This is a genomic window from Emticicia aquatica, assembly GCF_923079645.1.
In the GTDB taxonomy this organism is placed as follows: Bacteria; Bacteroidota; Bacteroidia; order Cytophagales; family Spirosomataceae; genus Emticicia; species Emticicia aquatica.
In genome coordinates this window covers 131316-144705 of record NZ_CAKLPY010000001.1, presented here as the reverse complement: position 1 = coordinate 144705, position 13390 = coordinate 131316, and the positions used below count along the sequence as shown (strand labels likewise).

Sequence of the window (13390 nt, the reverse complement as noted above, 5' to 3'; positions counted from 1 at the left end):
AGAATATTAATCTTTCAAGATAAAAAAGCTTTCTAAAATGTATTTAGAAAGCTTTTTTATCTATAATACTTATAAATAAACAACCTGTCCTGTACGAACAGACTCATCGCATGCAAAAGCAATTTTAAGGCTATTTACGGCATCTTGTACATGGTCAGTTAAATCAATATTTTCTTGAATAGCCTTCAAAAAATAGCGTTGTTCACGGTTACAAAGTTCCTGATGGTCAGGTTCATCGCTCAAATTATACCATGTATCTTGCTTAATAAATTGGTTATTTTCATCAATATCAGCATGGTGAAAACGCAGTGATTCGGTTTTTGTGTGAGCATCAACATTATCTGATTTACCGCTGCCACCTGCTTCTTTAGCAACAATCGAAACACATCCCTTTGGGCCAATTACATCTTTAATAAAAAAAGCTGTTTCGCTCATCATTGGCCCCCAGCCTGCTTCGTACCAACCCACAGAACCATCTTCAAATCGAATCTGCAACTGTCCATAATTATAATTATTTTCGGCAATATCGTTACTTAATCTCGCCCCAATTGCTGTTACTTGAAGCGGTTTTGAGCGAGTCATTTGACACATCACATCAATGTAATGTACACCACAATCAACGATTGGACTAAGACTTTTCATCAAATTACGATGTACGTCCCACATTACACCATGGCTTTGTTGGTTAAGATTCATTCGCATAACCAAAGGTTTACCTAATTCATGCGACAATTCGACAAATTTTTCCCAAGATGGATGATGGCGTAAAATATAGCCAACAACTACCTTTTTGCCTGATTTTTGAGCAGCAGCGGCTACACGTTCAGCCCCTTCAACAGTATCAGCTAAAGGCTTTTCGATGAAAACATGACAACCACTTTCGAGGGCTTTTATAGCAAATGCTTCATGTGTGTCAGGATAAGTTGAAATGCAAACGGCATCTGGTTTGGTGGTTTCGAGAGCGGTTTCATAATCAGAAAATAAAGCATAACCACCGCCTAATTTTTCGTTTAAAACTTCCTTGCTTTTTCCCGTTGAAACAATGCCACAGATGTCAAATCCATCTAATAATTTGTAGGCTTGAGCATGCGACGCTCCCATATTTCCGCAGCCGACTACGAGTACTTTTATAGGGTTTGTTGAGGTTGACATAAAGTGAATAAATGGACATTAAGTAAAATTAAAATATAAAATCGACAAATTTTTGGCACAAATTTACGCTTGTTTTTTTAAATGATTCTCCAATTTACTATTGATTTCTTCCAATAAAGTAAATTGTTTTGCTTGCGTGTCAAACAATGTTTTTATTTGGTCTTCTAAAAGTAAGTCGATTTTTTGATGTAAACTTCTAATTTCCATCTCGGCTTTTAGATTGATTAAATAATCATTTTCGCTTCGCATTCGGTCTTTTTCTTCTTGTCTATTTTGGCTCATCATAATTATCGGAGCCTGTAAAGCGGCAATTGTCGATAGAATCAAGTTCATCAAAATAAATGGATACGGGTCAAACCTGTCTTTTTCTGGCAATGTTGCGTTGATAATTATCCAGACCGTTAGTATCACAGCAAATAATATAATAAACTTCCAACTTCCTCCAAAAAGAGCAACTTTATCTGAAATTTCTTGACCACGAGACAATACCTCTTTCGGTGGATTGAGTAAATTATTAACAATCAGCTGCTCTTCCCTGATGGTATCATCCACAATTTTCTGAAGTTTACTCAAGTGTTCTTTTTCACGATTGAGTATCTTATCAATTTCATTACTGTCCATTTTATTTATCAATATTTATGATGAATAAACCCCATCAATTATGATTGATAGGGTTTACAATATTAAAAAGTTATGTCAAAAAATTACTCCCGAACGATTTTTTTTACGGCACTCCCATGCGATGTTTGAATTTTTATTGAATATAAGCCTTTAGGTAATTGACTGATATTTAATGTATTGCTACCCGAAAGTTTGTCATAATTTATCACATTACTACCAGAAGTTGAATAAAAATTAGCTTCCTTAAACATAATACCTGCTGGCAAGTCGATTCGGAGTTCATCTGCGGTCGGATTTGGATAAATAACAACTTTGATATTCTCGTCAAGTTCAGTTCCTAACACAGGAATTTTATTTTCAATACCATTTGAAGCAGCACTTACACAGCCATCATCAGTAACGGCTTTTACTGTATAAACGCCATTTTGATCAGGCTTTAGTGAAGTTGCGGTCGTTTGTCCACCAATTGGATTTCCGCCTAAGTACCATTGAAAGTTTTTGCCCCCAGAAACAACCAAATTTCCCCCGCTTGAAGTAATTTTAGGTGTTGCAGGAATGACACAAAATGATTGCGATAAACTAATTGAATTGAACTGAGAATTACCAATTTGAAAAGCTTTAATTTTTGCTTTTCCAGCAGTTGTGCCGACTGTAACTCTATTTCCATTTAATGCAATATCGCCACCATCAACTACAAACTGAACAGCCAATTTTGAACTTGAAGTAGCCGAAATTGTAAAGCTTTCGCCAATATTTTTATCCGAAATTGTTCCGAAAGTAATCGTTTGGTCAGATTTTGTTGGTAATGCTCTTACTCCTTGCGAATACCAAACTGCCCACGAAGCATCTGTAAATAACTCTGTTGCAGAACCCGATGGTGAAATTTTATTTTTATCTAAATTAATGATATTGACGTTTTGATGTTTGCCGTTGAGCGTATTAAAAAGCAATTTATCGTCCAAACGAGAATACCCAGGATAACCAACATCGTTGTTTGTGTTAATTGCATCAATATCATTATTTTCAATATCAACACCAATTTGATAATAAGTATCAGGTTCGTCTTCAGTAAAATAATCGAAGGCAATAATGTTTTGTGTATTTTTCGAGAAAGAAGGATTTCCAATACTTTCTCCTTCTTCTAAATCAGTAAAAAGTTTTTCAATTTTACCGCTTCCGACAGTTTTTTTGGTTAAATCCCAAGCTTTTATCATTCCAACATCCCAAAATTCAATTTCGCCTGATACACTTTTTATGCTATTAAAAGCATCATAAATAACCACTTCGCCCGAATAATCCCACTCAAATGAATCGGCATATTGTACTTCTCCAGTACTTACACCAGATGAATAGGTGGGGTTATATAGAGGTAATTTATAGCCTTTTCCATCTTCAAGGTTAAAAACATACATAAATTTATCGCCCGCATCGGTCAGTGCCGCTAACCTTTTTCCATCTTTCGACACTGCAACATTTCCCCAAATTGCATCCGAAGAAACTTTGGTTTCGGTGTATGCACCAGTCAATCCTATTTTACGAATTACTTTATCTTTTCCTACAAAATAAGCAAATAAACCATCATCCGTAACACTCGGTTTACTCAAACAACCACTCGATGAAATTACTTTAAAATTTGTATCAGTTGCTTTTCCTGTATAAAGTTTTCCAGTTGATGGTTCAAAAACTAAGATAAAATCACCGCCATTATTAACAGGAATTGTTTGCTGAGTAGGTGTTGGTGGTGGCGGAGTTGTGGTACTTCCGTTCGGGTCGGTAATTCCAACATTATCGAAAGCTTTTTTGGCAGCCGCCACAACAGAAGAAGCATCTCCATACAAATCAGCGGCGGCTCTGATAACTGCGATACGAGCATCCACAAATTTTGATGTACGAGTCAAATATTTGGTTAAGGCACGATAATAAACCTGCTCAGCTTTATCCTTCCCTACATTTCCATCCACTGCAAATAGGTAAAAAGCATAATTCGGAATACCACTATTGACATGCACACCTCCATTATCTTCGTCTTCAGTATTAGCTAAATAAGCATATTGCGACATTGTTTTCGGTTGATAACCTGGGTCATTTTTTCCACCTTGATTAGGATTCGATAAACTACGTAAAGCTCCCGAAGGAAATGCTTTTCCTTTAATAACATCCTCTCCTAACGTCCAATCGTCACGGTCAATCATTGCTCCAAAAATATCAGCAAACGATTCATTCAATGCTCCAGATTGGTTTTGATATTCCAAACGAGCCGTTGCTTCAACTACGCCATGCGTCATTTCATGACCTCCAACATCCAACGCTCCTGCTAATGGCTTAAAAGCGTCCCGCCCGTTGCCGTAACCCATAAATTCGCCATTCCAGTAAGCATTATCCATTCCTAACCCATCATCATCTGCAATATTGATAACCGAAATCACGCTACTTCCTTTTCCATCTAATGAATTTCTGCCAAATTTCGTGCGGTAATAATCATAGCATAAACCTGCATTTACATGAGCCGATACCGCCGAAGCCGACCAACCATTTCCTGTAGTTGACGTTATTTGGTTATATTTCATGTTATCTGAAGTAGAATTAAGAGCATCAATCGTCCAAATTCCACCAACTGGGTCGTTTGGCAATTTTGAACTGGTTTTGTTAAACATCGGTCGCTGAGTATCCAACAAATAATAAGTACCTCCAACTTGTTGAATATTAAGTTTTTGCGAAATACCGTTCAAATCTTTAGCTGTTGCTGTAAAAGGACCATCGAGCGAACAAGTATTATTAAATTTTTTCAATACTTCACCAGTATTTGCATCAACAAAATAAGTCCAACGTTCTAACAAATTTGGACGAATCGTCAGGTTATAAGCCAATCTTTCTTCATCAAATTTGCCATCTTTATGATAAATAATCAATTCACTTGTATTTTGTTGCTTGCCTAATAATTTACCTGCAACGCCAGCTTGTTGCACAATTGATTTTTTAGCTACATCAGTCATTGCAAAACCAATGGCTTTATCTTCCGAAAGAATTGGTGTTACAGAAGCAAGTTTTGGCGTTGGAAAGTTACGGCCATTCAAAACATCAATCTTTTCACCTTTCGTATGTAGCCAAATTTCTCCTCCATAAACAGGTAAATTTTTATACTTTTGTTGTAGTTGAATATGCGTCATTCCGAGTTCGTCGGATTCCATATTTATCATCTCAAGCTCCTGATTGGGGTCTTCTATTTTCAAGGCAGTTTTTACATCACCCAAAAAATCAATCGCCATCATTTGCATTCCTTTTCTTGCACTTTGGGCAGGATTCTTTGAAAGATTTTCAATCATCAATACGCCACCATTTTCGGTATCATGTGTTACTTTAAGTTTACTGATAAATTTTGTGGAAAGACTCGACAAGCCTGATTGACGAATACTTTTATCACTTTTTTGAGGAACAACCTCAATAAATGTCCCTTGTGGAACATCATTCTTGGTTGCCAAAGATTTGTGTTTTTTATCAAACCCTTTCTGGGAAAAAGCAACAGTTACAGCAAAAAAAGGAAGAATGAAGATAAAGGTTAATTTCATTTGTTTATGGCGTTTTTAGGTCGTTTAATGGCAATTATATCAATTTTTCACTCAATGTTTATTACTTCAAATTTACTAAATTCATTAATTCTTTGTATAATTCTTTGGCGGCTATTGGTGTATTTTCTTTGGATGCTCCCCAAATTATTTTACTCTGAGAAGTCTCATTCTCCCATTTTATAAAATAATAAGTATTCCCAGGTTCTTGAAAATCTTTTACTTCGTCAAATAAGACTTTAGTTTTATCAAAAAGTAGCTTTACTGAATCTTTTTTCTGTTTTTTTAGCTCCCCAAATACCGAATCAGTACTTTTCTTATGAAAAAGTTGGCCATTTTCTAATAAATGATACTCGTTTACTAAATTAGTAAAACCTCCCCCACTCCCAAAAATAATTTGTTTTTTTGTGTATTTTTCTAGCGTCATCTTAGGTGAACAAGATAATAAGAACAAATTTATACTTAAACAAAAAAGAAGCAATCTTTTGATTATCAACATCTTAAAGTTTTTTCATTTAAAACACAATTATAAAATTTTCAATTTATTCTGAAATAACTATTTTAATAATCTTTATTATACATATAATTTATTTAACTTAAACTGTACATACAAATTATTTAATTTTAAATGAAAATTTTTCATAAATTCTAATCAATGAAAGCACCAAAATAATAGCAAATATTAGAGCTGTATATTCTGGTTTAAACGGATTTAAACCAAAAGTTTTATTCATGCCATCAACATTCATTAAGTGGGCAACCGATGTTAGTGCAAAAATTGAGTAACGATTTGTGAGCAACGCATAAGCAAAATAAAGAGCAATAGCAGGATACGAATACCGTTCGTGCATTTGAGTATTTACGAAAAAGAATAAAATTGCAATCGTGCCTGTGGTAAGCCAAATCAATGTGTAATAATCTTTATCAAGCTCTTTTTTATTTAAAATTCTTTTTAATGTATTGATAATCAAAGGAATAAAGGCTATAATTGATAAACTAAAAAATAATATAAAGCCCCATTTTTTATAAGTAAGACCAAAAAAATGTATGGTATCATTGATAGTTGATGGGTCAGATTTCAACAATAAATACCAAATATTATAAGCATTGACTGAGACACGAGGAAAGAAGCCGACAGATTCTCGTACAACTTTCAAAAAATTAAAAAATGTTCCGCCAAAAATAAATGGACTTAAAAGTACAAATTGAGTTATCAATGAGACCAATAACATCTTTATTATCAGCCATTTATCAAATTTTAAACTTAATTGATAAATCAGCAAAATTCCAAAAAACGGCAAAAAAACGATTGCTTGTAGTTTGGCATAAATGGATAATGTACAGAAAAATGCTGCCCAAAGCAGTTTACGTTCAAAAAGACAAATAATTGCCAAAATTACGATGGATGTTGGCACGCTATCAAGTTGCCCCCAAATAACTGTACAATACAAATAGCCAATATTGAAAAGTAACATATACTCTGCAAATTGCCTTGTGTAGTATTTTTTGAGTGAAAATGCAATGGCAATCGCTCCAGCAAAATCAAATAACAGGAAAAAATACTTAAGTTGATAGCTATTTGCATAAATCAATTCTTTGCTTCCTTGCAATTTGCCAAACCAATAAAGTCCGTGTAAGTAAAAAGGCATATAATTCGTATCAGAATTATAAATTTGACTCAAACCATGTTCAAAAGCATAAGTTGACCAACGAGGCCAATCATTATTGAGGTCAAACCAAAAACCTGTATGCGGAATAATAGCAACTAATAAAGTATAAAAAAGCAAATGATGCCATTTGATTGGCAGATTTTCTAGGATTTTTTGCATTCTTGAGTAGTTATGAAGTCGCAAATTTAATAAAATTGAGTTTGAGAAATGGAATTAGCCTAAAATATAAAAGCCTCCCAAATCAATGGAAGGCTTTCTAGTAGATTTTCTTTAAAATTCTTACGAATGAATCGCACGATTATCAGTTGCTGCCAAAGCCGCTTCTTTCAACGCTTCCATGTAAGTTGGGTGAGCGTGTGAAATACGAGCAATATCTTCGGCACTTGCTCTAAATTCCATTGCCGTTACGGCTTCAGCAATCATATCGGCAGCTCTCGCTCCAATGATATGAACTCCCAAAATCTCATCCGTAGTTTTATCAGCCAAAACTTTCACTAAACCATCGGTATCGCCACTTGCGGTTGCACGGCCAAGAGCTTTGAATGGAAAACTTCCAGCTTTATACGCAACACCTTTTGTTTTTAACTCTTCTTCTGTTGCTCCTACTGAGGCCACTTCTGGCCATGTATAAACTACACCAGGAATCAAATTATAATTGATATGTGGTTTTTGTCCAGCCATTACTTCTGCCACAAAAACACCTTCTTCTTCAGCTTTGTGGGCGAGCATTGCTCCACGAACCACATCGCCGATTGCATAAATTCCTTTAACGTTTGTTTCTAATGTATGTTCGTCAACAACTACTTTGCCACGGTCGGTTGCTACACCAACTGCTTCTAAGTTTAAGCCATCAACATAAGCACGACGACCGATACAAACCAAGCAATAATCTCCTTTTATTTCAACTGGTTTTCCGTCAGCACCATCAGCAAACACAGTTACTTCTTCGCCTGAATTTTCAATTTTCGTTACTTTCGTATTGAAAAAGAAATCTGTTCCGAGTTTCTTAACTGATTTTTGCAATTCTTTGCCCATTGTCTTATCCATTGTTGGAATCATTGAATCGGCAAACTCTACAAAAGTAACTTTAGCTCCTAAACGAGCATAAACTGAACCTAATTCCGCACCAATTACGCCCGCACCAATAACTATTAAATGCTTTGGTATTTCAGGCAAATTCAATGCTTCTGTACTCGTGATGATTCGCTTTTTATCATAATTCATAAAAGGCAAAATGGTTGGTTTTGAACCAGTTGCAATAATCACTTGCTGAGTAGTGATGCTTTCTTCTGAACCATCATTTTTTACAATTTTAATGGTATTTTTATCTACAAACGAGCCTAAACCATTAAAAACTGTAATTTTATTTTTTTTCATCAAGAAATTGATACCTGCGTTCATTTTCTCAACTACACCATTTTTACGACCAATCATCGTAGAAAGATTTGCTACTGGAGCGGCAATCTCGATACCATGCTCGGCAAAATGATGAGCAGCATTATAAAAATGCTCTGAAGAATCTAGCAAAGCTTTTGACGGAATACAACCAACATTGAGACAAGTACCGCCCAAAACTTTGTATTTTTCGATAATGGCAACTTTTTTGCCTAATTGTGCCGAGCGAATCGCCGCCACATATCCTCCAGGGCCTGAGCCGATAACTACTACGTCGTATTGCATTTTATTTGCTTATCTCATTGACTGAGATGATTTTATTTTTACCAAATTTATTCTTTAGGCCTTTTGAAAATCAAAACCATATCGCCAGTTCCCCAACGGATATCACCTGTAAAAGATTGACTAGCCAGTTCCCAACCATCATTGCCATAATCTTTCAAGATGTCATCTAATTCTGTCATTCTGAATTTTGTTGAAGAAAACAAATCAGACTCGTAAGCAGGAATTTTGATTGTTTGGTATTCCCATTTAGTCATATTTTAAACTGATTTTCTTAAACACCCAACAACATTCGGGTTGGGTCTTCTAAGAGTTGCTTTACTCTTACCAAGAAACTAACAGAATCTTTTCCATCGATGGTGCGGTGGTCATAACTAAGTGCCACATACATAATCGGACGAACAACTATTTCTCCATTAATTACGACTGCTCGCTCTACAATATTGTGCATACCTAATATAGCTGATTGAGGTGCATTGATAATTGGTGTAGAAAGCATAGAACCAAAAATTCCGCCATTTGTGATGGTGAAAGTTCCACCCGTCATTTCTTCAATTGTCAATTTATTTTCTCTTGCTTTTCCTGCCAAACGCACTACTTCAGCTTCGATTTGAGCAAAATTCATTTTCTCTGCACTACGAATAACTGGCACAACCAAACCACGTGGAGCAGAAACTGCAATGGCAATATCAGAATAATCATTGTAAACAACTTCATCGCCATCGATGTAAGCATTTACTACTGGAAAATCTTGTAAAGCTATGGCACAAGCTTTCGTAAAAAACGACATGAAGCCTAAGCCAACGCCATGAACTTCTTTAAATTTATCTTTATATTTTGCTCGCAAATCCATGATTGGCTTCATGTCAACTTCGTTGAAAGTCGTCAACATTGCAGTTTCTTGTTTAACTGCAACCAAACGTTTTGCAATAGTTTTACGCAATGAAGACATTTTTTCACGACGAGAAACTCTACCTTCTTGCGGAGCTACAACTTGTGGAACTGCAACTGGCTTACTTACTGGCTGAGGTGCTGCCGCTGGTTTTTCAGCTTTAATTGCATCATCTTTTGTAATACGACCACCAATGCCTGTTCCTTGAACAGATGCTGCATCGATACCTTTTTCGGCTAAAACTTTCGCAGCAACTGGCGATGGATGACCCGCAGCGTAACTTGAGTCAGAAGCTACTGGTGTAGTATTTGCTGGCTGAACTGGCGATGCTTGTGGCTGGCTAACAGCCGCTGATGCTCCAACAGCAATTCTAGCAACGATTCCACCAATTGATACAACTTGTCCTGCTTGAGCAACAATTGTCAAAACACCATTTTCAGGTGAAGGCAATTCAAAAGTAGCTTTATCTGATTCTAATTCACAGATAACTTCGTCCATTTTCACGTTATCTCCTTCTTTTTTACTCCAAGCGGCAATTGTTACTTCAGAAATAGATTCGCCTACTGCTGGCACAACTACATCAATAATTTTTGCGGCAGGAGTTACCACAGGCTCAGTTGGAGCTGCTACTACGGCTGGTGCAGCGGCTGGAGTTGAAACAGCTCCCGCAGCTTCTATTTTGCATATCAATGCTCCAATGGGTAGTGTAGTACCTTCAGGGGCTACAATTCTTAAAATTCCGTCGGCTTCGGCGGGTAGCTCAAAAGTGGCTTTATCTGATTCTAATTCACAGATAACCTCATCCATTTTAACTAAATCACCGTCTTTTTTTGTCCATGAAGCGATGGTTACTTCGCTTACTGATTCGCCCACCGAAGGGACTTTCATTTCTATTGCCATGATGATTCTATTTTTCTACTACTGTTTTTCTTCTTTTTTATATCTATGAAACTAAGATAAACCTAGTTCTATTTAACAATATTACTTTGCAGCATAAGCTCTTTCTACAATATCGGCTTGTTCTTTGGCATGTACTTTTGTAAAACCAGTTGCTGGAGAAGCACTTGCTTTACGAGCAACTACATTTCCTAAACCAATTTCTGGGAATTCACGCAATACAAATGACCAACAACCCATGTTTTCTGGCTCTTCTTGTACCCATATAACTTCTGGTTTACGGTTGGCCGCTCCTTTATATTTCGCTAATTCTGCTTCTACTTGTGTTTTAGGGAATGGATGCAATTGCTCCACTCGCACAATAGCAGTATCAGTACGATTTTCTTTTTGCTGTTTGTCAAGTAAATCATAATATACTTTTCCACTGCAAAGTAATACACGTTTTACTTTCTTGGGGTCAGCTTGTTTATCACCAATCACTTCTTGAAAATGCGTTCCTTCTGCAAAATCACTCATTGGTGAAACAGCTAAAGGATGACGTAACATTGATTTTGGCGACATATGAATACATGGCTTACGGAAAGGTAATGCCAATTGACGACGCATCATGTGGAAAATATTGGCAGGAGTTGTACAAACACATACGTACATATTATACTCAGCAGCCAATTGCAAGAATCGTTCTGGACGAGCATTTGAATGCTCTGGGCCTTGACCTTCATAACCATGTGGCAACAAAAGAACCAAACCATTCATTGTATTCCACTTTGATTCGGTTGCTGAAATGAATTGGTCAATCATTGTTTGGGCTCCATTAACGAAATCACCAAATTGAGCTTCCCAAATAACTAAAGCATCAGGATTTGCCATAGCATAACCATACTCGAAGCCCATAACGCCATACTCAGAAAGGAGTGAATTATAGATTTCAAATTTGCCTTGACCTTCACCCAAATGAGCTAGATTATTATAGTTTTGATTCGTTTCTGAATCGTGTAATACTGCATGACGGTGCGTAAATGTTCCACGCTGTACGTCTTGACCAGTAAAACGAACAAATTTCCCTTCATTAAGAATAGAGCCATAAGCCATTAATTCGCCGACCGACCAATTGAACGGTTTATCTTTAGCAAAAATCGCTTTTCTTTCTTCCAAAATCTTTTCGATTTGCTTGATTGGTTTGAATCCTTCTGGCACATTCGATAAAGCTTTTCCAACTTTATCAATCACGTCTTGGGAAATACCTGTGGCTGGTGATTTTTCAAAATCTTCAGGAACTGAACGACGAAGTTTAGCCCAAGCCTCTTCTAATTTCGGTTTTTGGTAAGGAAGCTGTTTTTGTTTTACTTTCGCTAATAAATCTTGCAATTCGCCTTCAAAACCCTTTTTCATTTCTTCAGCAAATTTCGTATCAGCTTCTCCACGAGTCATTAATTCTTTTAAATAAATCTCACGTGGATTAGCGTGTGCATCAATGGTTTTATACATTGTAGGCTGAGTCATGCGAGGCTCGTCTGATTCGTTATGACCATATTTACGATAGCAAACCATGTCAACAAATACATCACGATTAAATTCTTGACGAAACTCAGTCGCCAATTTCATCGCATAAACTACCGCTTCTGGGTCATCGCCATTGACGTGAAAAATTGGTGCATCAATAATTTTTGCAATGTCAGAACAGTAAATTGACGAACGAGCATCATCAAAGTCAGTAGTAAATCCAACTTGGTTGTTTATCACAAAATGCAAAGTTCCGCCTGTGTAATACGCAGGAAGGTTTGACATTTGAGTTACTTCATATACAATTCCTTGTCCAGCAACAGCCGCATCACCATGAATCAAAATTGGCAAAACTTTGTCATAAATATCATCACGGTCGTTTGGTTTGATAGCAGCTTTCTCGAAGTGAGCATCGGCTCTTGCACGAGCATAACCAACAACTACTGGATTTACCGCTTCTAAGTGCGAAGGGTTAGCCATTAGTTTCAAACTTACTCTTTTACCTGCTGGTGTTTCTACTTGGCTCGAATATCCCATGTGATATTTCACGTCGCCATCGCTGTATGATTCTAACTGTACGTTTTCTTCAAATTCGTTAAAAACTTGCTCATAAGGCTTTTGCATGATGTTTGTTAAAACATTCAAACGCCCACGATGAGCCATTCCGATTACAACTTCCTCAACACCCAATTCTGCACCACGATTGATTGCAATATCTAGTGCAGGAATGGTTGATTCTCCACCTTCGAGAGAGAAACGTTTTTTACCTAAAAACTTTGTATGGATGAAATTTTCAAAATTTACCGCTTCGTTTAATTTCTCGAAAATACGTAACTTTTGTTCGCGTGAAGGGTCAAAATATAGGTATTCATTTTCAATTTTCTTGCGTAACCAGTTTTTTGCTTTACGGTCTCTGATATAAAGATATTCAAAACCGATTTTGCCAAGATATACTTTTTTGAGAGCATCCACAATTTTACGAAGCGTTGCGGCTTCACCAAATAACTCAATTCCTGCCTCAAAAACGGTCTCTAAATCTGCTTCAGAAAGGTTAAAATCTGATAATTCGAGCATTGGTTGGCGGTCTTTTCTACCACCGATTGGATTTGTTTTTGAAAGTAAATGTCCACGTGAGCGATAACCACGTATCAAGTGAACTACCTCCATTTCTTTACGAGTATGTTCGGCACTTAATGGAACACCCGCCGCTGGTTTTGCCGTTGTGTTAGCACCATTTGAAGAGCCATTAAAAGTTTGGTTGAATTCAAAACCTTTGAAAAAATTCTGCCAGCTTTCGTCAACTGATGTTGGATTTTCCTTGTACTGTTGATAAAGTGCGTCCAATGCAACAACGTCGGCATTGGCTATGTATGAAAATTGGTCCATTGAACTATGGTAAATGTCGAAAATGAATA

Annotated in this window: 9 protein-coding genes; all 9 read right to left on the bottom strand. The window is 36.6% G+C overall.

Features of this window, described 5'->3' with window-relative positions; all coding sequences use genetic code 11:
• Nucleotides 1–69: 69 nt before the first annotated feature.
• On the bottom strand, nucleotides 70–1152 hold the full coding sequence (locus tag MJQ71_RS00515; RefSeq protein ID WP_238803760.1) for a Gfo/Idh/MocA family protein: 1083 nt from the start codon (nucleotides 1150–1152) through the stop codon (nucleotides 70–72).
• A 63-nt stretch (nucleotides 1153–1215) separates the two neighbouring features.
• A complete protein-coding gene (locus tag MJQ71_RS00510; RefSeq protein WP_238803759.1) occupies nucleotides 1216–1773 on the bottom strand; it encodes a DUF1003 domain-containing protein in 558 nt (185 codons plus the stop codon).
• Between the two features lie 83 nt (nucleotides 1774–1856).
• Nucleotides 1857–5339 carry a M4 family metallopeptidase gene (locus MJQ71_RS00505; RefSeq protein ID WP_238803758.1) on the bottom strand — a complete coding sequence of 1161 codons (3483 nt, stop codon included), beginning with the start codon at nucleotides 5337–5339 and terminating at the stop codon, nucleotides 1857–1859.
• A 61-nt stretch (nucleotides 5340–5400) separates the two neighbouring features.
• Nucleotides 5401–5763: a hypothetical protein gene (locus MJQ71_RS00500; protein WP_238803757.1), complete on the bottom strand. Its 363-nt coding sequence runs from the start codon at nucleotides 5761–5763 to the stop codon at nucleotides 5401–5403.
• A 187-nt stretch (nucleotides 5764–5950) separates the two neighbouring features.
• Complete coding sequence (locus MJQ71_RS00495; RefSeq protein ID WP_238803756.1) at nucleotides 5951–7165, bottom strand: putative hexosyltransferase; 1215 nt, start codon at nucleotides 7163–7165, stop codon at nucleotides 5951–5953.
• Between the two features lie 120 nt (nucleotides 7166–7285).
• Nucleotides 7286–8686 carry a dihydrolipoyl dehydrogenase gene (gene lpdA / locus MJQ71_RS00490; protein ID WP_238803755.1) on the bottom strand — a complete coding sequence of 467 codons (1401 nt, stop codon included), beginning with the start codon at nucleotides 8684–8686 and terminating at the stop codon, nucleotides 7286–7288.
• Between the two features lie 47 nt (nucleotides 8687–8733).
• Nucleotides 8734–8940, bottom strand: a complete 207-nt coding sequence (locus MJQ71_RS00485; RefSeq protein WP_238803754.1) for a DUF4177 domain-containing protein — start codon at nucleotides 8938–8940, stop codon at nucleotides 8734–8736.
• Nucleotides 8941–8957: 17 nt separating this feature from the next.
• Entirely contained in the window at nucleotides 8958–10475 is a 1518-nt protein-coding gene (odhB, locus tag MJQ71_RS00480; RefSeq protein WP_238803753.1) for a 2-oxoglutarate dehydrogenase complex dihydrolipoyllysine-residue succinyltransferase, read from the bottom strand.
• An 81-nt stretch (nucleotides 10476–10556) separates the two neighbouring features.
• Nucleotides 10557–13361, bottom strand: coding sequence for a 2-oxoglutarate dehydrogenase E1 component (locus MJQ71_RS00475; protein WP_238803752.1), 2805 nt, complete (start codon nucleotides 13359–13361; stop codon nucleotides 10557–10559).
• Nucleotides 13362–13390 lie beyond the last annotated feature (29 nt).